This is a genomic window from Microbacterium altimontanum (assembly GCF_058349865.2).
This window is the reverse complement of sequence record NZ_JBYRJB020000003.1, coordinates 249,603-273,693: the sequence shown is the minus strand read 5'-3', so window position 1 is coordinate 273,693 and position 24,091 is coordinate 249,603. Positions and strand designations below refer to the sequence as shown.

23 protein-coding genes and 1 tRNA gene are annotated in these 24,091 nt (G+C 70.5%); 5 read left to right on the top strand and 19 right to left on the bottom strand.

From position 1 onward, the window contains the following. Position 1 precedes the first annotated feature (1 nt). The 3 genes from AC3RX1_RS06100 to smc all read right to left on the bottom strand — a co-directional run bounded on the left by AC3RX1_RS06100 (position 2) and on the right by smc (position 5,258). The gene (locus tag AC3RX1_RS06100; protein ID WP_491500347.1) at positions 2–502 is read right to left on the bottom strand and encodes a DUF2004 domain-containing protein; all 501 of its coding nucleotides are present in this window, start codon (positions 500–502) and stop codon (positions 2–4) included. 57 nt (positions 503–559) lie between these two features. Next, a complete protein-coding gene (gene ftsY, locus AC3RX1_RS06095; RefSeq protein WP_491500346.1) occupies positions 560–1,429 on the bottom strand; it encodes a signal recognition particle-docking protein FtsY in 870 nt (289 codons plus the stop codon). Positions 1,430–1,739: 310 nt separating this feature from the next. Continuing rightward, complete coding sequence (gene smc, locus AC3RX1_RS06090; protein ID WP_491500345.1) at positions 1,740–5,258, bottom strand: chromosome segregation protein SMC; 3,519 nt, start codon at positions 5,256–5,258, stop codon at positions 1,740–1,742. Positions 5,259–5,757: 499 nt separating this feature from the next. On the opposite strand from smc, the gene AC3RX1_RS06085 reads away from it, so the two are divergent. Next, positions 5,758–6,024 carry a hypothetical protein gene (locus AC3RX1_RS06085; protein WP_491500344.1) on the top strand — a complete coding sequence of 89 codons (267 nt, stop codon included), beginning with the start codon at positions 5,758–5,760 and terminating at the stop codon, positions 6,022–6,024. Positions 6,025–6,080: 56 nt separating this feature from the next. Next, a complete protein-coding gene (locus AC3RX1_RS06080; RefSeq protein ID WP_491500343.1) occupies positions 6,081–7,196 on the top strand; it encodes a GNAT family N-acetyltransferase in 1,116 nt (371 codons plus the stop codon). A gap of 3 nt (positions 7,197–7,199) precedes the next feature. On the opposite strand, the gene mutM is transcribed toward AC3RX1_RS06080, so the two are convergent. The 6 genes from mutM to AC3RX1_RS06050 all read right to left on the bottom strand — a co-directional run bounded on the left by mutM (position 7,200) and on the right by AC3RX1_RS06050 (position 12,387). Then, complete coding sequence (gene mutM / locus AC3RX1_RS06075) at positions 7,200–8,096, bottom strand: bifunctional DNA-formamidopyrimidine glycosylase/DNA-(apurinic or apyrimidinic site) lyase (protein WP_491500342.1); 897 nt, start codon at positions 8,094–8,096, stop codon at positions 7,200–7,202. Between the two features lie 3 nt (positions 8,097–8,099). Further along, positions 8,100–8,792: a ribonuclease III gene (gene rnc / locus AC3RX1_RS06070; RefSeq protein WP_491500341.1), complete on the bottom strand. Its 693-nt coding sequence runs from the start codon at positions 8,790–8,792 to the stop codon at positions 8,100–8,102. 10 nt (positions 8,793–8,802) lie between these two features. Then, entirely contained in the window at positions 8,803–9,012 is a 210-nt protein-coding gene (gene rpmF, locus AC3RX1_RS06065) for a 50S ribosomal protein L32 (RefSeq protein WP_040165203.1), read from the bottom strand. Positions 9,013–9,032: 20 nt separating this feature from the next. Next, the gene (locus AC3RX1_RS06060; protein WP_491500556.1) at positions 9,033–9,527 is read right to left on the bottom strand and encodes a YceD family protein; all 495 of its coding nucleotides are present in this window, start codon (positions 9,525–9,527) and stop codon (positions 9,033–9,035) included. A 150-nt stretch (positions 9,528–9,677) separates the two neighbouring features. Beyond that, the gene (gene coaD / locus AC3RX1_RS06055; RefSeq protein WP_491500340.1) at positions 9,678–10,175 is read right to left on the bottom strand and encodes a pantetheine-phosphate adenylyltransferase; all 498 of its coding nucleotides are present in this window, start codon (positions 10,173–10,175) and stop codon (positions 9,678–9,680) included. Between the two features lie 43 nt (positions 10,176–10,218). Beyond that, entirely contained in the window at positions 10,219–12,387 is a 2,169-nt protein-coding gene (locus tag AC3RX1_RS06050; RefSeq protein ID WP_491500339.1) for an ATP-dependent DNA helicase RecG, read from the bottom strand. A gap of 61 nt (positions 12,388–12,448) precedes the next feature. Here AC3RX1_RS06050 and rsmD point away from each other — a divergent pair, with 61 nt between their 5' ends. After that, positions 12,449–13,009 (top strand): 16S rRNA (guanine(966)-N(2))-methyltransferase RsmD, encoded by a 561-nt coding sequence (rsmD, locus tag AC3RX1_RS06045; RefSeq protein ID WP_491500338.1) that lies wholly within the window; start codon positions 12,449–12,451, stop codon positions 13,007–13,009. 13 nt (positions 13,010–13,022) lie between these two features. Here rsmD and thiL read toward each other — a convergent pair whose 3' ends face one another. Beyond that, the gene (gene thiL, locus AC3RX1_RS06040; protein ID WP_491500337.1) at positions 13,023–14,057 is read right to left on the bottom strand and encodes a thiamine-phosphate kinase; all 1,035 of its coding nucleotides are present in this window, start codon (positions 14,055–14,057) and stop codon (positions 13,023–13,025) included. 53 nt (positions 14,058–14,110) lie between these two features. Between thiL and AC3RX1_RS06035 the strand changes: the two genes are divergently transcribed. Beyond that, positions 14,111–14,587, top strand: coding sequence for a DUF3515 family protein (locus AC3RX1_RS06035; RefSeq protein WP_491500336.1), 477 nt, complete (start codon positions 14,111–14,113; stop codon positions 14,585–14,587). A 6-nt stretch (positions 14,588–14,593) separates the two neighbouring features. On the opposite strand, the gene AC3RX1_RS06030 is transcribed toward AC3RX1_RS06035, so the two are convergent. From AC3RX1_RS06030 to AC3RX1_RS05990, 9 genes are all read right to left on the bottom strand, one after another. Beyond that, positions 14,594–15,679 carry a D-alanine--D-alanine ligase family protein gene (locus tag AC3RX1_RS06030; RefSeq protein ID WP_491500335.1) on the bottom strand — a complete coding sequence of 362 codons (1,086 nt, stop codon included), beginning with the start codon at positions 15,677–15,679 and terminating at the stop codon, positions 14,594–14,596. After that, entirely contained in the window at positions 15,585–16,721 is a 1,137-nt protein-coding gene (locus AC3RX1_RS06025) for an NAD(P)H-dependent glycerol-3-phosphate dehydrogenase (RefSeq protein WP_491500334.1), read from the bottom strand. Before AC3RX1_RS06025 ends, AC3RX1_RS06030 begins: the two co-directional genes overlap by 95 nt. Beyond that, the gene (locus tag AC3RX1_RS06020) at positions 16,711–17,487 is read right to left on the bottom strand and encodes a lysophospholipid acyltransferase family protein (protein WP_491500555.1); all 777 of its coding nucleotides are present in this window, start codon (positions 17,485–17,487) and stop codon (positions 16,711–16,713) included. Before AC3RX1_RS06020 ends, AC3RX1_RS06025 begins: the two co-directional genes overlap by 11 nt. Continuing rightward, on the bottom strand, positions 17,484–18,851 hold the full coding sequence (murA, locus tag AC3RX1_RS06015) for a UDP-N-acetylglucosamine 1-carboxyvinyltransferase (RefSeq protein ID WP_491500333.1): 1,368 nt from the start codon (positions 18,849–18,851) through the stop codon (positions 17,484–17,486). Before murA ends, AC3RX1_RS06020 begins: the two co-directional genes overlap by 4 nt. Positions 18,852–18,877: 26 nt before the next feature. After that, on the bottom strand, positions 18,878–19,489 hold the full coding sequence (gene leuD, locus AC3RX1_RS06010) for a 3-isopropylmalate dehydratase small subunit (protein ID WP_491500332.1): 612 nt from the start codon (positions 19,487–19,489) through the stop codon (positions 18,878–18,880). 1 nt (position 19,490) lies between these two features. Next, the gene (leuC, locus tag AC3RX1_RS06005) at positions 19,491–20,963 is read right to left on the bottom strand and encodes a 3-isopropylmalate dehydratase large subunit (RefSeq protein WP_491500331.1); all 1,473 of its coding nucleotides are present in this window, start codon (positions 20,961–20,963) and stop codon (positions 19,491–19,493) included. Between the two features lie 167 nt (positions 20,964–21,130). Then, positions 21,131–22,129, bottom strand: coding sequence for a TerC/Alx family metal homeostasis membrane protein (locus tag AC3RX1_RS06000; RefSeq protein ID WP_491500330.1), 999 nt, complete (start codon positions 22,127–22,129; stop codon positions 21,131–21,133). Positions 22,130–22,263: 134 nt separating this feature from the next. Then, positions 22,264–22,938, bottom strand: a complete 675-nt coding sequence (locus AC3RX1_RS05995) for a phosphatase PAP2 family protein (RefSeq protein WP_491500329.1) — start codon at positions 22,936–22,938, stop codon at positions 22,264–22,266. A 301-nt stretch (positions 22,939–23,239) separates the two neighbouring features. After that, positions 23,240–23,315: transfer RNA gene (locus tag AC3RX1_RS05990), tRNA-Glu, on the bottom strand. Positions 23,316–23,447: 132 nt separating this feature from the next. Between AC3RX1_RS05990 and AC3RX1_RS05985 the strand changes: the two genes are divergently transcribed. Next, the gene (locus tag AC3RX1_RS05985; protein ID WP_491500328.1) at positions 23,448–24,086 is read left to right on the top strand and encodes an MBL fold metallo-hydrolase; all 639 of its coding nucleotides are present in this window, start codon (positions 23,448–23,450) and stop codon (positions 24,084–24,086) included. The last annotated feature ends 5 nt before the right edge of the window (positions 24,087–24,091 follow it).

The following is a 24,091-nucleotide window of genomic DNA, read 5'->3' as shown; positions in this document are numbered from 1 at the left end:
CTCAGTCGGCGCTCGTGACCGACTGCACGTCGCCGTTCGTGTCGAGGTTCACGAGGAGCACTTCGTCGGTGCTGTCGGGGTCGAGCGCGTACTCGAGCACCGCGAACGGCTCGGTACCGCCGTGCTCGTCGGCGAGGATCGTGAGACTCACCAGCCGCAGGGAGCGGATGATGTCGACGTGCGTGTCGCCCGAGATGTCGACGAGGAGATCGTCGAGGTCATCGCCGAGGCTCTCCTGCTGCTGCAGGATGAACTCGATGACTTCGCTGGTACGGTCGTCGAGCTCGGAGACCATCGCGTTGCGCGCGGCGCGGTCGACCGATTCGAGTGCCGTGATCATGGCTGCGGCGACGTCGAGCGCGGCACGCGAGACATCCTCTTCGTCCGGCGCCGTGAGGTCGACGGCGACGGGCTGATCGCCCAGTTCGACCGTCTCGGACCAGAAGATCGAACCGTCCGGGCCGGATTCGAGCAGTCCGAAGTAGTCGTGTTCGATCGCCATGCCCTTATGAAACCAAACGCGGGCCGGATGCGGTAGCCCACGCCGCCGTGGGGCGTGTCACTCGACGAGCGATGCGGCGAACACGTGCGGAGTGAAGCCCGTGAGGTCTCCGATCCCCTCGCCCTGGCCGAGGAGCTTGACGGGGATTCCCGTGCGCTCCTGCACCGCGAGCACGAAGCCGCCCTTGGCGGATCCGTCGAGCTTCGTGAGCACGAGGCCGGTGACGCCGGCGTGCTGGAGGAACGCCTCGGCCTGCATCACGCCGTTCTGCCCGGTCGTGGCGTCGAGCACGAGCAGCACCTCGCTGATCGGCGCCTGCTTCTCGATGACACGGCGGATCTTGGTGAGCTCGTCCATCAGACCGCCCTTCGTGTGGAGGCGGCCGGCGGTGTCGACGATGACGATCTCGGTTCCGTGCTGCTTGGCGTAGTCGATCGTCTGGAAGGCGACGGATGCCGGGTCCTGGCCCTCCTGCTGGGGACGGACGATCGCCGCGCCGGCGCGGTCGGCCCAGGTCGCGAGCTGGTCGACGGCAGCAGCGCGGAAGGTGTCGGCGGCACCGACCACGACCGAGCGCTCGTACCGCTGCAGGAACTTCGCGAACTTACCGATCGTGGTGGTCTTGCCGACCCCGTTGACGCCGACGACCAGCACGACGGCGGGGCGCTCGGTGAGCTTCAGCGTCGTGTCGAACTTCGCGAAGTGCTCCTCGAGCGTCTCCTTCAGCATCCGCTGCAGATCGCGCGGGTCGGTCGTGTGGTACTTGTCGACCTTGTCCCGCAGCTCGTCGACGATGCGCTCGGTGATGTCGGGGCCGAAGTCCGCCGTGATGAGGGCCGTCTCGAGATCGTCCCACGTGGTCTCGTCGATCGTCGGCTTGACGAACATTCCGCGCAGCGCGCGACCCAGTGACCACTTCTCCGCCATGCCCCCAGCCTACGGTGCGCCGCCTCGCTCGCCGTGCCGCGGCGGGCGGCCCCGTGCGGTCGACGCAGCACGAACGGCGGAGACCGCGTGAGAGACGGACGTTTCCCGCCGTTCCACTCCGCCTCCCGCGACATCTCCGCCTCTCACGCGCGGATCCGTGAGCCGGTTGATGGCGCCGGGCGACCAAACGGGACGGCAGACGCGCGCTCGAGAGCGGTGTCCGCTGACGGCCGGTCGCCGGTAGACGCCGCAGAGGCGGCGGAGGCCGCGCTCAGGCGGTGACGGCCCCGGGCTCGCGGTCGCGGTCGTCTCAGACGGCGGCGGGCTCCTTCTCGCGGGCCTTCCGGTCGCCGACGCGCTGCCCCACGACGGCCGACACCCCGTCCTGTCGCATAGAAACGCCGTACAGGGCGTCGGCGATCTCCATCGTCCGCTTCTGGTGCGTGATGACGATGAGCTGGCTCGACTCCCGCAGCTGCTCGAACACGCCGAGGAGGCGGCCGAGGTTCGCGTCGTCGAGCGCCGCCTCCACCTCGTCGAGGATGTAGAACGGGCTCGGTCGCGCCTTGAAGATCGCCGTGAGCAGTGCCACGGCGGCCAGCGACCGCTCCCCGCCGGACAGCAGCGACAACCGCTCGATCTTCTTTCCGACCGGGCGCACCGCGACCTCGATGCCCGTCGTCAGCGGATCGTCGGGTGCCGTGAGCGAGATGCTCCCCGTCCCGCCGGGGAAGAGGATCGGGAAGACCTCGCCGAACGCGACCTTGGTGTCTTCGAACGCGGCCAGGAAGATCGACTGCATCCGCTCGTCGAGCTCCTCGATGATCGTCAGCAGATCCTTGCGCGTCTGCGTCAGATCGGCCAGCTGCTCGGTCAGGAACTTGTGCCGCTGCTCCAGCGCCTCGAACTCCTCGAGCGCCAGCGGGTTCACCCGGCCGAGCTGCGCGAGCTTGCGCTCGGCGTCCTGCAGCCGGCGCACCTGGGTCGGCCGGTCGAAGCCGGCGGCCTCCTCATCGTCGGAGGCAGCTGGAACAGGCTGATCCGGCCCATATTCCGAAATGAGAATGTCTTCTTCGAGGCCGAGTTCCGACAGCACCCGCTCGAGCACCCCCGTGACATGGAGCCGCTTCTCGTGGATCTGCAGCTCCAGGCCGTGCACGCTCTCAGTGAGCCCGGCGAGTCGCGACCGTACGGACGTCTCCTCCGTCCGCAGCTCCGTCAGCTCCGCCGTGAGGGCTGTCCTCGCGGACTCGGCGGCCGCCAGCTCGACGCGGGCCTGGCTCACCGACCGGTCGATCGAGTCGAGCAGGGGGGGCAGCCGATCGGCCACACCCGCCGCGACCTCGCGCTGTGCGCGGCGGATCACGGCGCGCCGTGCCGCCTCGGCGGCCGCCGCCTTCTCACGCTCGCGCTGACGCTCGAGAGCGACGGCCCGCGCTTCCTCGGCTCGCACGCGCTCCTTGAGCGTCTCGACCTCGAGCCGCGCACGCATCTCCGCGTCGCGCGCGATCTCGAGCTCTTCGAGCAGGCCGTCGCGGGCGGATGCGTCGAGGATCGGGCGCGGGGCCTCGAGCGCCGTCTCCAGCCGCTCCTGTGCGACGCGGGCAGACGCCTCGGCGTCGTCGACGGCGGCCTCCACCTGGAGCAGGGACGCCTGCAGCCGCTCGCACTCGGCGACCGCCGCCTCGTGGCGCACCGTCGCACGATTCACCTTCTCCGCCTGCGCCGCGAGCGCGGCGTCGTGTGCGCGAAGCTCCTGCAGCGCCGCTTTCGCCCGGCGTCGCGCCTCGTCGAGCGCCGCGACCCGTTCCGACAGCGCTTCGCGGAGCGAATCGGCGACGACGGCGACCTCTGCCAGCCGCTCGGCTGCGGCATCACGCTCGGCCGACAGCTCCAGTCGTGAGCGCCCCTGCCCGGACCCCGCGCGGATGGTGAACGGCGTGACGACCTCGCCCGCCCGCGTGACGACGGTGATCGTGCGCGAGTGCGCGCCGACCGCGTCGAGCGCCTGCTCGAGATCGTCGGCGAGGTAGACGGATGCGAGCAGCCCGCGCACCCCGTCGGGTGCGGTCACGACATCCCGGGCCGCGCGCAGCCCCTCCGGACCGGCGGAATCTGCGGCCCCTGCGGCCGCATCGGCGATCGCGATATCGACCACGCCGGAGTCGCCGTCGTGCACGGCGCGGGCGATCTCGAGCGCGTCGGACGCTGCGTCGACGAGAACCCCCTCCGCGAGCGGGCCGAGCGCCGCGGCGATCGCCGCCTCGTATCCCGCCTCGACCTGCACGGCGTCGGAGACGAGCCCGCGCACGCCCGCTCCGCCCGACGCGATGAGCTCCGAGGCGCCGTTGCGCACGTCGAGGGCGCGCGCGAGGGCGGCCGTCTGCGCTCCCAGCGCGTCCTTCTCCCGCTCCGCCGCGTGCAGCTTCTCGCGCAGCTCCGCGACGGACGATTCCGCCTCAGTGGACGTGCGCTGTGCGCGCTCGTACGCCGCAGCGTGCTCGGCCGAAGCGGCATCCGTCACGGACTGCGGGTCGAGCTCGTCGAGCGCCGCCTCGGCCTCGGCGCGTCGTGCGAGCGCCGCGTCGAGCGCCGACTGCTGCCGGCCGACGCCTGCCTGCACCGCCGCGAGCGCGGACGCGGCGGCTTCTGCGGTCCCGCGCAGCGAGGTGAGGCGCATGTCGTGCTCCGACACGAGGGCGCTCTGGGCGGCGATGTCGGCGTCGAGCGCGTCGAGTTCACCCCGCGCGCGCACCACGTCGCGTGCTGCCGCAGCCGCGGTATCCTGTGCTGCTCTCAGCCCCGAGGAGAACTCTTCGATCCCGTCCCGCACCTCGTCGATCGACGCCTGCGTGACGGTCTGCTGTGGGAGGAGCGCGTCGTCGTCGGCCGCGAGAAGCGCGAGCCGCTGCCCGGCCAGCGAGTAGAGGCCGCGCACCCGCTCCTGAACCTGCTCGAGCGCGAAGACCACGCCGCGGGCGCGATCGACGGCTTCCGAGCGCTGGTCGGCCTCGAGCTCGTCGATGCGCGCGCGCAGCGTCTCCGCACGGTCCTGCAGGACGAGACGCTCGGCGTGCCGTTCCTGCTCCGTGGCCGCCGCCGCTGCCAGCTCCGTCCGCAATCGCACGATCTCGTCGGCGAACAGCCGCGCCTTCGCATCGCGCACCACGGCGGCGATCGTCGCCGCCTCGCGCGCGATCTCGGCCTGGCGGCCCAGCGGCTTCAACTGGCGCCGCAGCTCCCCCGCGAGATCGCTCAGGCGGGTGAGGTTCGCCTCCATCGCCTGCAGCTTGCGGACGGTCTTCTCCTTGCGGCGGCGGTGCTTGAGGATGCCGGCCGCCTCCTCGATGAACCCGCGCCGTTCTTCGGGCGTCGCCTGCAGCACGGTGTCGAGCCGCCCCTGGCCGACGATGACGTGCATCTCGCGCCCCAGGCCGGAGTCGCTCAGCAGCTCCTGCACGTCCAGCAGACGGCATGTCTGACCGTTGATCGCATACTCGCTCGCGCCGTTGCGGAACAGGGTGCGACTGATCGTCACCTCGGCGTACTCGATCGGCAGCGCGCCGTCGCTGTTGTCGATCGTGAGCTGCACCTCGGCGCGCCCCAGGGGGCCGCGGGTGGAGGTGCCGGCGAAGATGACGTCCTCCATCTTGCCGCCGCGCAGCGTCTTTGCGCCCTGCTCGCCCATGACCCAGGCGAGCGCGTCGACGACGTTCGACTTTCCGGAGCCGTTCGGGCCGACGATGGCGGTGACGCCGGGTTCCAGGACGAACGTGGTGGGCTGAGCGAACGACTTGAACCCCTTGAGCGTCACGCTCTTCAGGTGCATGGCCGCGCCCTTTCGCCCCGATCGATCACCGGAACACGCTACCCGATGGCCCGTCACGACGGCGTGCGACGGGCCGGTGCGTGACGGATGCGGCGGCGCGCGAGTAGCGGATGCGATGCCCGCCTGCCCACCCCCGAAGGCGCTCGACACGCCCGGACTCCCGCCGATTCTGAAAATACGCTTGACGCACGCTGTGGAGTCGCGCTAGTGTCGCTGAGCACGTCTGAGCCGAAAGGAGGCCACCGATGATGATCAACGAACCAACCGCGTTCCCGACCGCCGCACACGCTGCCGCGCTTCCGGTGGCCGGACTTTCCGCCACGTTCCTGCCCGCAGCCGGCTAGCGAAGTCAGGGGCCACTCCGCCCCGCCTTCGCCGAGCGCCGCTGCGACCGTCCGTCGCCGCACGCTCCCGCGCCTTCTTCGCGCCTTCTGCCGCCTCGGCGGCTCCCCCGATGTCCGACATCGACATCGCATCTCTTCGACCTCGAAAGACCATCATGAACACTCTGCTGTCCACGACGCGTCCCGATGAGCAGGACCGTCTGAACGAACTCGACGAGCTGACCCGCGACATCCGGGTCGCCTTCACCGACCGCGTCGCACTGCGGATCGGGCTCTGGCTGCTGCTGCGCGGAGAACGGAACGCCCGGGACCGGGCCGACCGCGACGCACGCGATCAGCGGGCACTCGCCCGAGACGAGTACGTGCGCGCCGCACGGGACGCTGCGCTGACCCGCGCCGCCGTCACGCTGCAGTACCGATGATCACCACGGGTCCAGGGGGCGCCACGCCCCCTGGACCTCATCGAAAGGACTTCCCCATGACCGACACCTCTCCCCTCACCGACGAGCGGCTGCCCGCAGGCCTCGAACTGCGTCCCCTCACCGTTCCGGTCACCCTCGAAGACGACGACGCCGCCGACTTCCTCGAGATGGTCCGCGTACGCAACGCCGTCTATCGGGAACTCGACGGCGACGATGACGACGCCCTCACCGCGGCCGAGCTCCTGCCGCGCTTCCAGTCGACCGAGTACCAGCACAGCCTGCGGTGGCTGGCCGTCCTCGATGGCGACGTCGTCGGTCGTGCGATCGTCGACATGCCCCGCGAGGAAGGTTCGCGGGTCGCCTTCGTGACCGTCGAGCTGCTGCGCCGCGCCTGGGGCAGCGGCATCGGCACGGCGGCGGCCGACATGCTCGAGCGCACCGCGCTCGAGCACGGGCGCACCGTGCTGCAGTCATGGGCGAACCACATCGACGAGCCGGGCGCGGCGTCGCTCGAGGCACCGACAGGGTTCGGAGTCGTCCCCCTCGACCACGCGGCGCGGTTCCTGCAGCGGCGCGGCTACCGCCTCGAACAGATCGAGCGCAAGAGCGCGCTGCCGCTGACAGACGAAACGTACGCGCACGTCGAGGCGCTGCTCGCCGACGCGAAGGACGCCGCGGCGGGCTACCGCATCCTGCAGTGGAGCACGCCGACGCCGCCCGAGCACATCGACGGTTACGCCTGGCTGAAGTCGCGCATGGTGACGGATGCGCCGTCCGCCGCGATCGAGTTCGACGAGGAGGTGTGGGACGCCGCGCGGGTGGCAGACCACGAGCGCCCGTACCTCGAGTCGGGCCGGCGCCTTCTCGTGACGGCCGCCGAGCACATCGCCAGCGGCGAGCTCGCGGCGTTCAACGAGCTGGCGATCGGCCCCGACCGCACGTCGGCGACGCAGCAGGAGGACACGCTCGTGCTCGCCGACCACCGCGGGCATCGCCTCGGCATGCTCGTGAAGTGCGCCGGACTGCTCGCGTGGCGGGAGATCGCCCCGCAGTCCCCGCGCGTGGTCACGTACAACGCCGAGGAGAACCGCCCGATGCTCGACATCAACGAGCGGATCGGATTCGTGCCCGTCACCTACAACGGCGCCTGGAAGAAGACCGTCACCGCCTGACGCTCAGCGCGGGAGGCGCTGACAGCGCGGGCAGTAGTGGCTCGACCGGTTCATGAACGAGACGCGGACGATGCCCCGGCCGCATCGGGCACACGGCTGCCCGGTGCGGCCGTATGCGTTCAGTGAGTGCGCGAAGTAACCGGCCTGGCCGTTCACGTTCACATACTGCGCATCGAAGCTCGTGCCACCCTCGGCCAGCGCCTTCTGCAGCACCGCGCGCACCTCCGCGATCAACCGGTGCACAGCCCTGGTGGACAGCGCGCTCGCCGGCGTCTCGGGGTGGATGCGGGATGCCCACAGCGCCTCGTCGGCGTAGATGTTGCCGATGCCGCTGACGACCGTCTGGTCCAGCAGCACACGCTTGACCGCGGAGTTCTTCCGGGCCAGCACGGCGCGGAAGACCGCATCATCGAAGGCGGGGTCCAGCGGATCGCGGGCGATGTGCGACACCTGCGACGGCACGAGCGGCGCGTCATCGCCGTAGCCCCCGGGCGCGGCGTCGGGCGTCGGCTGCAGCTCATCGATCGCGAGCGAGCCGAACGTGCGCTGGTCAGCGAACGCCACCGCCAGCTCTCCGTGGACCGGATGCTCGATGTCGAGGCGGATCCGTTCGAACCGCTCCGGAGGGGAGCCCGCCTCCCGCAGCAGCAGCTGCCCGCTCATCCCGAGGTGGCCGAGCACGGCGACCGGACGATCCTGCAGCGGCAGCCACAGGAACTTCCCCCGTCGCACGGCGGTGCGCAGCGTCGCGCCGATCAGCGCGGACTCGAAGTGGGCCGCACCGCCCGTGTGGCGGGTCAATACGCGCTCGTCGTGGACGGTGACCGCCGCGATCCTCGCGCCGGTGACGGCGGGAGCGAGACCGTGGCGGACGACCTCGACCTCAGGGAGTTCGGGCACGTGCTACGCCTGAGCCGACAGCTCGCGCCACAGCCGCAGCGCCGCCGCCATCTCGGAATGCTTCTTGCTCGTGCCGATGCCGGTGCTGACCGTCTCGCCCACTCGCACCGTCGCGGTGAAGACGCGGTCGTGGTCGGGACCCTCTGCGTCGACCGTGTACACCGGTGGCGGAAAGCCCAGCCGTGCGGCGAGCTCCTGCAGGCTCGTCTTCGGGTCGACGGCCGCGCCGTAGCGGTCGGGATCGGCCAGCAGCGGCGTCACCAGACGGTGCACGAGCGCCGTCGCGGCATCCTGACCCGCCGACAGGTATGTCGCGCCGATCACGGCCTCCATGGTGTCGGCGAGGATCGAATCCTTGTCCCGGCCACCGGTCTGGTCCTCGCCACGCCCCAGGTGGAGGTGAGCGCCGAGGCCGATGCCGCGGGCGACCTCCGCCAGTGCGACGGTGGAGACGACGCTGGCGCGGCGCTTCGCGAGCGAACCCTCGTCGAGGTCGGGGTGCCGCGTGTACAGCAGCACCGTCACCGCCTGCCCCAGCACCGAGTCGCCGAGGAACTCGAGGCGCTCGTTGTGGGGCAGATGCCCATGCTCGTACGCGTACGACCGGTGCGTGAGCGCCAGCGACAGAAGCTCGGGGTCGATGTCGACCCCGAGCTCCTCGATCAGCTGGGAGGAGACTCCCGCCGGTTGCGTCATGGGACGCGGATCAGATGTCCGCGACCTTGCGGCCCTTGTACTCGAGGAACAGCTCGGTGCCCTGCGAGTCGGTCACGACCTTGGCCTGGTGCGGACGGCTGTAGACGACCTTGCCGTTCTCGACGGTCTTGACGAGGGCGGGCGCCTCCGCCTTCCACTGCGCGCGACGCGAACGGGTGTTGGAGCGGGAGACCTTCCGCTTCGGGGGGTTACCTGCCATGGCTGTTCTTCCTTCGTTTGCTAGGTCTGGGATCCGGGCTCGGAGTCATCCGCGCCCTCTGCCGGTTCCGACGCGAACTCCGCAAGCGCGGCCCAACGCGGGTCGATGCTCTGGTGGGGTTGTGCGTCCGGCAGGTCGGCCAGACGCTCGCCCGTGATCGGGTCCAATCCCGGGCAGTCAGGCCGGCACACCGGCTGAAACGGAAGCGAGAGGACGATCGCGTCCCTGACCGGAGTTTCAAGATCCACGTGGTCGTCTTGAACCTCGAAGTCGTTCGCTTCCTCACCAGGATACGCGAAAAGCTCCTGGAACTCGACTTCGACAGGCGCAGCGATCGCCGTCAGGCAGCGCCCGCACTCGCCCTCGTACCGCGTCTGCGCGCTCGCGGAGACCAGAATCCCCTCGTGCACGGACTCGAGACGCGCGTCGACGTGCACGTTCTCCCCCTTCGGCACGGCGACGAGACCTTCTCCCCAGCGCGCGTCGGCGGGCGCATCGAAGGAGGTCTCGCGCATCTCGCCGGGATGGCGCACGATGTCGCGCACGAGCAGGCTGAAGGCACCGGGTCGAGGATTCCGCACGCCGCGAGTCTACCGGCCGCGCCGGCGCACCGGGCCGCGGCGGCACACCTCCCAGGACCGCCGACGCGCTCGCTGAGCGGCGGCTCAGATGCCGCGCGCACCCGTGTCGAGGAAGCGTGCCACGGGCCCCGGGACGTACGGCGCGACGTCCCCGCCCAGGCTCGCGACCTGGCGGACGAGCGAGCTGGAAACGAGGGCGTGGGCCGGATCCGGGAGGAGGAAGACGGTCTCGATGCCCGCCAGATTGCGGTTCACGATGGCCATCGGCGTCTCGTAGGTGACGTCGACCTGCGAGCGGATGCCCTTCACGAGCACGCCGGCGTTCACATCCGTCGCATAGTCCACCAGCAGACCCATGCTCCACGAGGCGACGACGATGTCGCCGTCGATCCCCTGCTCGGCGATCGACTGCTCGAGCAGCGACAGCCGCTGCGCGATCGGGAGCATCGCCTGCTTGTCGGGATTGTGCACCACGAGCACATGCACGGTGTCGTACAGCCCCGCGGCGCGACGGATCACATCGAGGTGACCGAGGGTGGGCGGGTCGAACGACCCCGGGACGACGGCGATCCGGTTGCTCACGCCACCAGCCTATCGGGGTTCCTTTGCGAATCCTGGGGGTGGGTCAGTTCTTCGCGAGCGCGGCGCGTTCGGCGGTGTCGAGGCGCCGTTCGATCGCCTGCGCCAGCCCCGTGTGCCGCCGCAGCGCCGGATCGTCGTCGAGGATCTGCTCGGCCTCCTGTCGCGCGAGCGCGATGAGGTCGGCATCCTTCACCACCCGCAGCATGCGCAGCGACGAGCGCGCCCCCGACTGCGCATCGCCGAGCACGTCGCCCTCGCCGCGCAGTTCGAGGTCGACCTCGGCGAGGTCGAATCCGTCGGTCGTGCCGGCCACGGCTTCGACGCGCGCACGGGCCGGAGTGCCGTCGGGCGCCTCCGTCACGAGCAGGCAGAGGCCGGGAACGCCGCCTCGGCCCACGCGGCCGCGCAGCTGGTGCAGCTGGGATACGCCGAAGCGGTCGGCCTCCATGATCACCATCGTCGACGCGTTCGGCACGTCGACGCCGACCTCGATCACGGTCGTGGCGACCAGCACGTCGATCTCGCCGTCGGCGAACGACCGCATCAGCTGATCCTTCTGCTCGCCGGGCATCTTGCCGTGCAGCGTGGCCACGCGGATGCCGGTGAACGACGGATGCCCGGCCAGCAGCTTCGCCGCCTGCGCGACTCCCCAGCGCATGGGGCGTGCCGCTCCCTCGTCCTCCTCCTCGAGCGCGTCGGGGTCGTCGGTGCGGCCGGATGCCGTGGCCTCGACGTCGATCGCCGGGCACACGACGAACGCCTGGTGCCCCTTTCCGACCTCCTCGGCGACCCGCTCCCACACGCGACCGAACCAGCCGGGCCTCTCGGCGACCGGGGCGACGAACGTCTGGATGCCCGCCCGCCCTTCGGGCATGGTCCGGATCGTCGACACGTCGAGGTCGCCGAACACGGTCATCGCCACGGTCCGCGGGATCGGCGTCGCCGTGAGCACGAGCGCGTGGGGGCTGCTGCCCTTCGCCCGCAGCGTCTCGCGCTGCTCGACGCCGAAGCGGTGCTGCTCGTCGACGACCACGAGACCGAGGTCGGCGAACGTCGTGCTCTCGCTGAGCAGCGCATGGGTGCCCACGACGATCAGCGCCTGCCCCGACGCCACCCGCAGCGCCGCGCGCCGGCGCTCCGCCGCCGGCATCTGCCCGGTCAGCAGCGTCGGCATGATGCGCGGTGCGAGCTGTGGACCGAGCATGCGGGCGATCGAGCGCAGATGCTGCCCGGCGAGCACCTCGGTCGGGGCGATGAGGGCCGACTGGCCGCCGGATTCGGCGACCTGCAGCATCGCCCGCAGCGCCACGAGCGTCTTGCCCGACCCGACCTCGCCCTGCACGAGCCGGTTCATCGGCCAGCCGCCCACGAGATCCGCGGCGATGCGGTCGCCGACGGCGACCTGATCCGGCGTGCGTGCGAACGGCAGTGCGGCGTCGAACTCGGCGAGCAGAGCCCCAGCCGGACGCGGCGTGGCCGACATCGCACGGACGAACTGGCGCTGCTGCAGGAGCGCCGTCTGCAGCACGAGCGCTTCGTGCATGCGGAGGGTGCGGACGGCGTCGGGGACGTTGTCCTCGAAGTCCGGCCGGTGGATGCGCTCGAGCGCCTCCCGGGCGCCGAGCAGGGCGTGCCGGGCGCGCAGCGGCGCGGGGAGCGGATCGTCGACGTCGCCGAGCCCGTCGAGGATCATGTCGATCATCTTGGCGATCTGCCAGCTCGCCACCGTCGAGGTGGCGGGGTAGATCGGGATGGGCTGGTTCGCCTGTGCCTCGGCGTGCATGCGGGCGATGTCGACGTCGTCGAACAGCTCGTACGCGGGATGCGCGAACTGCTTGCCGTGCTGATACTCCCCCACTTTTCCGGAGAAGATGCCCTGCCGGCCGACCGTCAGCTCCTTCAGCCGCCAAGTCTGGTTGAAGAACGTGAGCTTCAGGTCACCGCGTCCGTCGGTGATGACGACCTCGAGGATGCTGCCGCGCCGCTGACGCATCCGCCGCTCGTTCGCGCTCTTGACCTGCGCGACGATCGTGACCTGCTCCCCGACCTCGAGCGAGTCGATCGGGGTGAGTTCCCCGCGCTTGGCGTACCGCCGGGGATAGTGGGCGAGCAGATCGGCGACCGTCCGCATCCCGAACGCGCGGTTCAACGCTCCGGCCGTCTTGCCGCCCAGCGCGCCGTCGAGGCGGGTGGCGAGCGTGTAGACCGACATGGAGTCGAGTCTAGGCATCGGCGCGGACAGCGTCGGCGCGACCGGTTTGTAGGGTGGAGGGGTGACGCGCATCATCGCCGGCTCCGCCCGGGGCCTGAGGCTCGACGTGCCTGCCTCCGGGACGCGTCCGACGAGCGACCGCGTGCGGGAGTCGCTGTTCGGGGCGCTCGAGGCCGCCGGCGCGATCGCGGGCGCACGCGTGCTCGATCTGTTCGCCGGGTCGGGCGCCCTGGGGCTCGAGGCGCTGAGCCGTGGAGCGCTCGCAGCCGACCTGGTCGAGAAGGCGCCCGCCGCCGCGCAGATCGCGCGCGCCAACGCCGCCCGCGTTGCAAAGGCCGGTGCGGCCGCGGCGAGCGTGCACCGGGCGGCGGTCGCATCCTTCCTCGCGGCGCGGCACGGCCCGTACGATCTCGTGTTCGCCGATCCGCCGTATGGTGTCGGCGACGACGAGATCGCCGCCATGCTGCGCGCTCTCGTGCCGCTGCTGACCGAGGACGCCACCGTCGTCGTCGAGCGCGCGGCACGGTCGGAGCTGCCCGAGCCTCCCGACGGCCTCGCCCTGGACCGCACGAAGCGCTACGGCGACACCGCCCTGTGGTGGCTCGTCCCCGTCGCCCGCTGACGCCGAGGGGCCCTCAGCCGCGACCGCTGTCCCAGTCGCGGTAGGGGTCCCACCCGGTGCGTCCGGCGTACGGCGCACCCTCGAGGAGAACCGCGTGCTCGCCGCGGGTCACCACCCGACCGATCGGGCGGAAGCCGTCGGGCGGCGTCGTGCCGGGCACGAATGCCGCGAGGAGCGCATGGTCTTCGCCGCCGGTCATCGCCCGATCGGGATCGTCGCCGAGCGCACCGGGATCGATGTCGACAGTGACGCCGGATGCGTCGGCCAGGCGGCCGGCGTCCATCGCGAGGCCGTCGGAGACGTCCATCATCGCCGTCGCTCCCGCGCGGCGCGCCGCGGCGCCCAGGGCCACCGGCGGCGCGGGCCGCAGCTGCGCGTCGAGCGCGGACGACTCCGCCGCGGTCAGCAGCGCACGGTTGATCGGGACCGGGCTCCCCTCGGTATCCCGGAATCGCGTGAACAGGAGACGCAGGCCTTCCTCGGCATGTCCGACCTCGCCGCCGAGGGCGAGCACGTCCCCGGGGCGTGCGCCGCTGCGCAGGACCGGACGCTCCCCCTGCTCGATCACGCCGAGCGCGGTGACGGCGACGGTGAGCGTGTCGGAGACGGTGAGGTCCCCGCCCTCCACGACGCATCCGGGCGCCAGCGCCTCGCACGCCGCCCGCAGCCCGTCGGCGATGGCGGTGACGAAGGAGAGGCGGGTATCGTCGGGCATCGCGAGGGCGACGAGGAGCGCCGTGGGCCGCGCGCCCATCGCGGCTACGTCGGCGAGGTTCACCGCGGCGGCCTTCCACCCGAGATCGCGGCCGCCGGTCCACGCGAGCCGGAAGTCGGGGCCGTGCACGAGCGTGTCGACGGTGGCGACGATGCGCCCGCCTGCCGGGTCGAGCACCGCCGCATCGTCTCCCGGTCCGACATCGGCCGCCGAGGGTCCGGTGCGTGCGAGCACCGCACGCAGGATCTCGCCCTCGCTGAGCTCACCCACCGTCGGATCCGCACCGTCCACGCCGCCTCCGTCCCCCGCCGCGCCCGCGGCACACCGTCCCATTCTCGCCGATGCGCCCGGCTAACCCGGCCCGTGGGCCGGGTTAGCCTGGAGGGGTGATCCGTCCCCGCCGTGCCCTCGCCGTCGCCGTGCTCGCCGTGGGACTCGCGCTCGCCGGGTGCTCGACGACCGTCAGCCTGCAGCCGGCTCCCGACGCGAACGATCCCGCGTGCGCCCAGATCATGGTGCGGCTGCCGGGGACTCTCGCCGGACAGTCGCGGGTCTGGACGGACGCGCAGTCGACCGCGGCGTGGGGAACGCCGACCCGCATCATCATGGCGTGCGGTGTCACGCCCCCGGGACCGAGCACGCTCAAGTGCGTCTCGCTCGGCGGGGTGGACTGGCTCGTCGACGAGTCGGATGAGCCCAACTTCCGGATCACGACGTTCGGGCGCACGCCGGCCGTGCAGGCGTACCTGCAGAGCAGCGACAAGGAGGTGGATCCGAACGCCGTGCTGACTCAGCTCGGCCGGCTGGTCGCGGGCCACACCACGCAGACCGCGCAGTGCACGAACCCCGACACGATCGAGTGAGCGTCGTCAACCCCGAGCCAGCGCCGTGTCGATGAGGTCGGAGATGAGCTCGGGATACGTCATCCCGCTCGCGATCCAGCACGTCGGGAACATCGAGATGGGCGTGAACCCCGGCATCGTGTTGACCTCGTTGACGAAGAACTCGGTGCCCGTGAAGAAGAAGTCGACGCGCGACAGGCCCTGACCGCCGATCGCCTCGAACGCGCGGGCGGCGATGCGCTGCATCTCCCGCAGCTCGCCGTCCGCGAGCGGAGCCGGGCAGACGAGCTCGATGCCCGCGGCGCCGAGGTACTTGGCTTCGAAGTCGTAGAACTCGCGGTCGCGGATCACGACCTCGCCGGCGACGCTCACCCGCGGCGGTTCCCCGTCGCGCCCGGCGAGCACGCCGCACTCGAGCTCACGGCCGACCACAGCCTGCTCGACGAGCACCGTGCCGTCTTCGGCGAACGCGGTGTCGAGCGCCGCATCGAGTTCGTCCCAGTCGTCGACCTTCGACACGCCGACGCTGGAGCCGGCGCGCGCGGGCTTCACGAAGACGGGCAAGCCGAGTGCGCGGATCCGCTGCTCCCACATGCGCCGTGCCCGGGCGAGGTCGGCACGTGTCACGCTCACCCACGGCACGACGGGCACGCCGGCCGCGCGCAGCACGTTCTTCGTCGTGTTCTTGTCCATCCCGATCGCCGACATCAGCAATCCGGCGCCGGCGTACGGGATGTCGAGGAGCTCGAGGAAGCCCTGCACCGTGCCGTCCTCGCCCCACCGTCCGTGCAGGATCGGCAGCACGACATCGACATCTCCGAGCGAGCGCGTGCCCTCGGCATCCGTCACCCGCAGCTCACGGCTGCGGGCGGAGTCGGGCCAGAGGATGCGTGTGCCGTTGTCGACGACCTCGGGCAGGTGCGCGGGATCGAGACCGAATTTGTCGGGGTCGTCGTCCTCGAGCACGAACGCGCCGTCGCGGGTGATGCCGATCGGGATCACCCGGAACCGCTCGCGGTCAATGGCGCGGAGCACTCCCCCCGCCGTCGCGGAGCTGATCGAATGCTCGCTGGATCGTCCGCCAAAGAGCACCGCCACCGCGAGCTTGTCCATTCTGCGTCCTTTCGCCCGTGGGCGTGTCGTCGTCCGTGGTGAGGTGCGGGGCGATGTCGCGCGGGTCCATCGCGCCGTCGAGCACGCGCTTGACCTGTTCGACGATCGGCATGTCGACGTGCGACGCACGAGCCAGCTGCAGCACCGGGGCGACCGACGCGAGACCCTCCGCGGTCTGCTCCATCTGCTTCACGACATCCTGCAGGCTGTAGCCCTGGCCGAGAAGCCGGCCCGCCGTGTTGTTCCGGCTCAGCGGGGACTGGCAGGTGGCGATGAGGTCGCCGAGGCCCGCGAGACCCTGCAGCGTCTCGGGCTGCGCACCCTGGGCAACGGCGAAGTCCGTCATCTCGACGAGCCCCCGGGTGATGATCGAGGCCTTCGTGTTCTCGCCGTAGCCGACGCCGTCGACGATGCCGATCGCGACGGCGATGAGGTTCTTCAGCACTCCGCCGAACTCGGTGCCGATCACGTCGGTGTTCACGAACGTGCGGAAGTAGGAGTTGCGAGCGCGCATCGCGACCGCGGCGGCGGTCTCGGCGCTCGTGGACGCGACGACGGCGGCCGTCGGCTGCTCGCGGGCGATCTCGAGCGCGAGGTTCGGGCCCGAGGCGACCGCGATGCGGTCGGGGTCGCACTCGAGTACCTGCTCGAGCACCTGGCTCATCCGCAGCCCCGAACGACGCTCGATGCCCTTCATGAGCGACACGATCGGCGCATCCGTGTCCTTCACGAGCGGCCGCACGGGCTTGAGATTGTCGCGCGCCGTCTGGCTCGGCACGCACACATAGACCTGCGCGGCGCCGTCGAGCGCCGCGGCGAGATCGGTGGTCGCCGACATGGTGCGCGGGAGGTTGATGCCCGGCAGGTAGTGGCTGTTGCGCTTGGCCTCGTTGATCTCGTGGACGAGTTCCGGCCGGCGCGCCCACATCGTGACGTGCGCGCCGCCGTCGGCGAGGATCTTGCCGAACGTCGTTCCCCAGTTTCCCGCGCCGAGCACCGTGACGCGGGACGCGGCCGTGCCGCGGTCGTGCCTAGGGCTCAAGGCGACCCGTCTCCTTCTGGCCGTGCGCGGCCGGGTTCCAGCGCTCGGCGGGTGCCGGAATGCCCCGGATCCCGGCGAGCAGCTCGGCGATGCGGTCCATGACGAGCGTCGTGGCGCGGGTGAAACCTGCCGGGGCTGCCTCCGTCCCGCGGAACGCCGTCAGATCGACCGGCTCGCCGATCACGACGGTCATGCGCCGGCGCAACGGCCAGAGCCGCATGCGGCCGTAACGTGGGAGGATCTGCTGCGCCCCCCACTGCGCCATCGGGATCACCGGGATGTCACCGGCGAGGGCGAGCCTGACCGCTCCCGACTTGCCGCGCATCGGCCACAGGTCGGGGTCGCGGGTGAGGGTGCCCTCGGGGTACACGATCACTCCGCGGCCGTGTTCGACGAGCTCCCGCGACGTCTTCAGCGTCTCGCGGGCGGCGGATGACGAAGAGGTCCGGGCGACAGGCACCATTCCCGTGCTGCGGAGGGCCCATCCGAGCACCGGCACGCGGAACAGGCTCTCCTTGGCCATGAACCGCGGAGCGCGGCCGAGGCGCCACACGGAGGCGGCGACGATCAGCGGATCGATCTCGCTGTGGTGGTTCGCGGCGAGCACGAACGGCCCCTCCTCGGGGAGGTTCTCGGCACCGCGGACCTCGATCTTCGCCACCACGCCGAGGCACGGCAGGACGACGGCCGCGAGCAGCCAGAAGACGCTCGGGCGGGTCTTCTCGGGCGACGCGTGCCGCCGCGATTTCGGCGCGGCCACGGTCAGCTCAGGACGTCGAAGTCTGCGCCGACGGCGGTGAGCTTGTCGAAGAACTTCTCGTATCCGCGGCTGATGATCCCGACGTTGCGCACCGTCGACTGGCCGGTGGCGGTGAGCGCGGCGATGACGTGGCTGTAGCCGCCGCGCAGGTCGGGCACCGTGATGTCGGCGGCGGTCAGCGGGGTCGGGCCGGTGATGACGGCGGCCTGCTCCAGGTTGCGGCGGGGGACGCGGCGCGGGCCGTCCTGCAGGCCGTGGGGATGCACCGTGATCTTGGCGCCCATCTTCACGAGGGCGTCGGTGAAGCCGAACCGGTTCTCGTACACGGTCTCGTGCACGATCGACTTCCCGTGCGCCTGCGTGAGCGCGACGATGAGCGGCTGCTGCCAGTCGGTCATGAAGCCGGGATGCACGTCGGTCTCGACGGTGACCGGACGCAGGTCGCTGTCGCCGCGACGGAACAGGATGCCGTCCTCGCGGATGTCGAAGTCGGCGCCGACCTTGCGCAGCACGTTCAGGAACGTCAGCATCTCGGGCTGCCGGGCACCGCCGACGAAGATCTCGCCGTTGGTCGCGAGCGCCGCGCTCGCCCAGCTCGCGGCCTCGTTGCGGTCGAAGATCGCCCGGTGGTCGTAGCCGCGCAGCCGGTCGACGCCTTCGATGAGGATGACGCGGTTCGGCTCGTAGGAGATGATCGCGCCCATCTTCTGCAGCACGGCGATGAGGTCCATGATCTCGGGCTCGATCGCCGCGTTGCGCAGCTCGGTCACGCCGCGCGCACGCACCGCCGTCAGCAGCACCTGCTCGGTGGCCCCGACACTCGGGTACGGGAGGTGGATGTTCGCCCCGCGCAGACCGTGGGGCGCCGACAGCCGGATGCCGGCGGGCAGCTTCTCGACCACGGCGCCGAACTTGCGCAGGGCGTCGAGGTGGAAGTCGATCGGCCGGTCTCCGATGCGGCATCCGCCGAGGTCGGGGATGAACGCCTGCCCGAGCTGGTGCAGAAGCGGGCCGCAGAACAGGATCGGGATGCGCGACGCTCCGGCATGCGCGTCGATCTCCTCCATGTGCGCCGTCGCCACGTCGGACGGGTCGAGGTGGAACGTGCTTCCGCCGTCCTCGTCCGACACGCGCACGCCGTGCACCTCGAGCAGCGACCTGACCACCGCGACATCGCTGATGTCGGGCACATCGCGCAGGGTGCTCGGGGTCTCGCCGAGCAGCGCCGCCACCATCGCCTTCGTGACGAGGTTCTTGGCGCCCTTCACGTCGATCCGACCCCGGAGCGGCTGGCCGCCGCGGATCGCGAGCGTCTCACCTGACCCTCCCGTGCGACCGCTGGTTGCCGTCAGGCCGTTCAGGAGTGTCATGCGATGTGCCTCACAATGGGTCGGAATCAATCAGCGGGCTGCGGTTGCACCGGCAGGGTGCGAGGCCTCCAGCTCGCGCGACGCGCCTCGTAGGCGGCGATTCGCTCTTCGTTGCGGAGAGTGAGCCCGATGTCGTCGAGACCCTCCAGAAGCCGCCACCTAGTGTAATCGTCGATCTCGAACGGGACCTGGAGTTCACCGAGAGTCGCGGTGCGCGTCTGCAGGTCGACGGTGATCTCGGCGCCCGGCGCCGCGGCGATCGCCGCCCACAGCCGCTCGACGTCGTCCTCGGAGACGACACCGGTGACGAGGCCCTGCTTGCCCGCGTTGCCCCGGAAGATGTCGGCGAACTTCGGGCTCAGCACCGCCTTGAAGCCGTAGTCGCGCAGCGCCCACACCGCATGCTCGCGGCTCGAACCGGTCCCGAAGTCGGGCCCCGCCACGAGAACGGATGCGTGCCGGTACGGCTCCTGGTTCAGCACGAAGTCGGGATCCTGCCGCCAGCTGGCGAACAGGGCGTCCTCGAAGCCCGTCTTCGTGACGCGCTTCAGGTAGACCGCCGGGATGATCTGGTCCGTGTCGACGGCGGAGCGTCGCAGCGGTGCCGCGATGCCGGTGTGACTCGTGAACTTCTCCATGTCAGGCCTCCGCTCCGCTCACGGCGGGCGCCGGTTCGGCAGCCTCGAGATCGCCTGGGCTGGAGAGCGTGCCGCGGACCGCCGTGGCCGCCGCGACGAGCGGCGACACCAGATGCGTGCGTCCGCCCTTGCCCTGCCGGCCCTCGAAGTTGCGGTTGCTGGTCGAGGCGCAGCGCTCCCCCGGCGCGAGCTGGTCGGGGTTCATGCCCAGGCACATCGAGCAGCCGGCGAACCGCCATTCGGCGCCGAACGCCTCGAACACCTTGTCGAGCCCTTCCGCTTCGGCCTCCAGGCGCACCCGCGCCGAGCCCGGCACGACCATGACGCGCACTCCCGGCGCCTTGGTGCGGCCCTGGACGATGGAGGCGAACGCGCGCAGGTCCTCGATGCGACTGTTCGTGCACGACCCCATGAACACGGCGTCGACCGGGACCTCCTTGAGCGGCGTGCCGGGGGCGAGATCCATGTACTCCAGAGCCCGTTCGGCGGCGGCCCGCTCGTTGGGGTCGTCGAAGTCGGTCGGCGCGGGCACGGTGCCCGAGAGCGACACGCCCTGACCGGGGTTGGTCCCCCAGGTGACGAAGGGCTCGAGCTCGGATGCGTCGATGAAGACCTCGGCGTCGTAGACGGCGCCGTCGTCCGACGGGAGCGTGCGCCAGTAGGCCACGGCATCCTCCCAGTCCTGCCCCTTCGGCGCGTGCGGGCGGCCCTGCAGATACGCGAACGTCGTCTCGTCGGGGGCGACCATCCCCGCGCGCGCGCCCGCTTCGATGGACATGTTGCACATCGTCATGCGGCCTTCCATCGACAACGCCCGGATGGCGCTGCCGCGGTACTCCAGCACGTAGCCCTGCCCGCCGTTCGTGCCGATCTTCGCGATGACGGCGAGGATGATGTCCTTGGCGGTGACGCCAGGACGGAGCTCGCCCTCCACCGTGATCGCCATCGTCTTGAACGGCTTCAGCGGCAGGGTCTGCGTCGCGAGGACATGCTCGACCTCGCTCGTGCCGATCCCGAACGCCATCGCGCCGAAGGCGCCGTGCGTGGACGTGTGGCTGTCGCCGCAGACCACGGTGACGCCGGGCATGGTGAGGCCGAGCTGCGGGCCGACGACGTGCACGATGCCCTGCTCGGCGTCGCCCAGCGAGTGCAGGCGCACGCCGAACTCGGCGGCATTGCGACGGAGCGTCTCGATCTGCACGCGGCTCGTCGGGTCGGCGATGGGCTTGTCGATCTGCAGCGTCGGGGTGTTGTGGTCCTCGGTGGCGATCGTCAGGTCGAGGCGGCGGACGCCGCGGTCCTCGGCGCGCAGGCCGTCGAACGCCTGCGGGCTGGTCACCTCGTGCACGAGGTGCAGATCGATGTAGATCAGGTCGGGCTGGCCGTCCTGGCCCTTCACGACGACGTGGTCGTCCCAGACCTTCTCGGCCAGGGTGCGGGGGTGATCAGGGATCACCGGTGCGGGGGTGCTCATTGGTGTTCGTTCTCCTCGGGATGCGGGAAAGCCCACGACGAACTCCGCGACGAGCCTGGGCTGAGATTCAGAGCCCGCCGCGGCCGATAAGGAGAAGCCGAGCGTTCCGCACCCGCCCAGATTACCATCGCGTCACGCCAGGATCGCCTGTATGACGCCGGATGCGCTCAGCCGGCGAGGTCCTTCTTCTTCTCGCGGCGCGACGCGATCACGCTGGCACCGGTCGCCACCGCCATCGCGACGACGATGACGGCGAGGGAGGTCACCGTCGAGATCTCCGGAGCCCAGTCGACGGACTTCCCGCCGTTGATGAACGGCAGCTCGTTGACGTGCAGCGCGTGGGCGAAGAGCTTCAGCCCGATGAACGCGAGGATGAACGCGATCCCGTAGTGCAGATAGCGCAGGCGGTCGAGCAGTCCGCCCAGCAGGAAGTAGAGCTGCCGCAGACCCATGAGCGCGAAGATGTTCGCCGCGAAGACGATGAAGGCGTGGTGCGTGATGCCGAAGATCGCGGGGATGGAGTCGATCGCGAAGATCAGGTCGGTCACGCCGATCGCGAGGAACACGAGGATCATCGGCGTCCACACCTTCACGCCGTCGACGGTGGTGCGCAGCTTCGATCCGTCGTAGGCGTCGCTGATGTTGATGAACCGGCGCAGGAACCGGACGATGCCGGTCTCGGTCTCCGCGTCGTCCTCCTCCTTGCCGGGGAACGCCTGTCGCCAGGCGGTGTAGACGAGGAACAGGCCGAAGATGTAGAAGATCCAGCTGAAGTTCTCGATGAGCGCGGCGCCCAGCAGGATGAAGATGCCGCGCAGGACGAGGGCGATGATGATGCCGACCATCAGCACCTCTTGCTGGTACTTGCGCGGCACCGAGAACTGGCTCATCAGGAGCACGAACACGAAGAGGTTGTCGATCGAGAGGCTGTATTCGGTGAGCCATCCGGCCACGAACTGCCCCGCGGCATCACCGCTGCCGGTCGCCCACAGCAGCAGCACCGCGAAGATCAGCGCGAGCGTGACGTAGAAGACCACCCAGAGGGTGGCTTCCTTCATCGACGGAATGTGCGGACGCTTGATGATGAGGAGCAGGTCGGCGGCGAGGATGAGCACCAGCACGACCATGGCGGTGATCTCAAACCAGGCAGGGATCACGAAGTCCATGAGGGCCTTTCGAGGGTCGACTGTTCGTCGAAAGTCTCTCCCCCGCCTGAAACGGAGCGCGCCCGGGCATCCTCCGACGGATTCCGTGATGACGAACGCGCAGTTTTCGGGATACTCCCTCTCGCCCGGCCAGTCTACCGGGTGAGCGGCAGCGGACGCAGCGGACCGAACCGGACGAGGATCGCGTTCAGCGGCACGGCGACGGCGACCCCCACCACGATCGCGGCGACGACATCGGTCGGGTAGTGCACCCCGAGGTACACCCGCGACCATGCGACGGCGAGCACCGCCGCCCCGCCGACGATGATCGCCACGGTACGGGCGCGTGCCGTGGCGACGATGAGGATCACCGCGCAGACCAGGCCGGCGGCGAAGGCGGTGTGCCCGCTCGGAAAGCTGAAGGCGAACGGGTCGGGCACGATGAGCCGCGTCAGGGCACTCGGCTCCGGCCGTGGCCTGCGCACCACGAGCTTCATCGTCTCGGCCACCGCCCACGGCACCGAGAGCAGAAGGCCGGCGCGGGCCGCGCCACGCCAGGTGTCGGTCACCAGGAGCGCCCAGGCGAGGAGCGCCACGCCGACGAACGGCGCGCCGATGGGCCCCATCGCGGTGTCCATGAGCTGCGCGAGCGCATCGAGCAGCGGGAGGTGGGCCGCGCCGACGGCCGAGACGACCTTGGCCTCGGCGACCGACCAGGAGGGCGTCGCGGCGATGACGAGCCCTCCGACGAGCACCGCGATCACGGTGGCCAGGCCGATGAAGCTGGAGGTCAGGACGGTCGGGCGCGTCGTGCGCACTGCGGTGGTCACGACAGGAGCATCGCCCACCGACCTTGTGATCGCGCCGTGAGGCGGCCGGGAGTCTGTCATGGACCCGTGCTGGAGCGGCACTCACCCTGCCGACGCCGCAAACGAACAAGAGCCGGTCCGATAGGACCGGCTCTTGTTCGTTGGTGACCCCAGCGGGATTCGGCCACTCCGCCACTCCACGCGCCGCTGCGCGACGTGCGGAGCCTCCGGCGGAGCGGGACCCCCCGCGCTGGAGCGGCTCTCACCCTGCCGACGCCGCAAACGAACAAGAGCCGGTCCGATAGGACCGGCTCTTGTTCGTTGGTGACCCCAGCGGGATTCGAACCCGCGTTACCGCCGTGAGAGGGCGGCGTACTAGGCCGCTATACGATGGGGCCGTCTCCTCCGACGCTGCGGAGGCAACTGTTCAAGTATGCCATGGGCCAACCCGCCGACAAAATCCACGCAGGCGACCCGGGCGCGTCGCCCGCGCACTTGCCGGAGGCCGCCCGGCGGAGTTGACTGCTGGCATGCGAGTGACCAAGTACGAACACGCCGCCCTGCTGGTCGAGGCCGAGGGCAAAGGCCTTGTCATCGACCCGGGCGTCTTCACGAATCCGCTCCCCGAGACCCAGAACGTCATCGCGGTGGTGGTCACTCATCAGCATCCCGACCACTGGACGCCGGAGCACCTGGACCGCATCCTGAAGGCGACCGGCGGAGTGCCGATCTACGGTCCCGCGGGACTCGCCGCGTCTGCGCCCGATCATGAGATCACCGTGGTCGCCCCGGGCGACACCGTCACCGTCGGCCCGTTCCAGCTCGAGTTCTTCGGCGGCACCCACGCGGTGATCCACGAATCGATCCCCACGATCGACAACGTCGGCGTGCTCATCAACGAGCAGTTCTACTATCCCGGTGACTCGTATGCGGTGCCGAAGGGGCGCGACGTCGCGCTCCTCGCCGCTCCCGTGGGGGCGCCGTGGCTCAAGATCGGGGATGCGATGGACTTCGTGCTCGCCGTCGCGCCGCGCCGCGCGTTCGGCACCCACGACATGACGCTGTCGACGATCGGGCGCAACATGGGACGCGAGCGTCTCAAGTGGGCGGTGGAACAGCACGACGGAGAGTTCCTCGAGCTCGACCCGGGTGACGCCGCCGACATCTGACACCC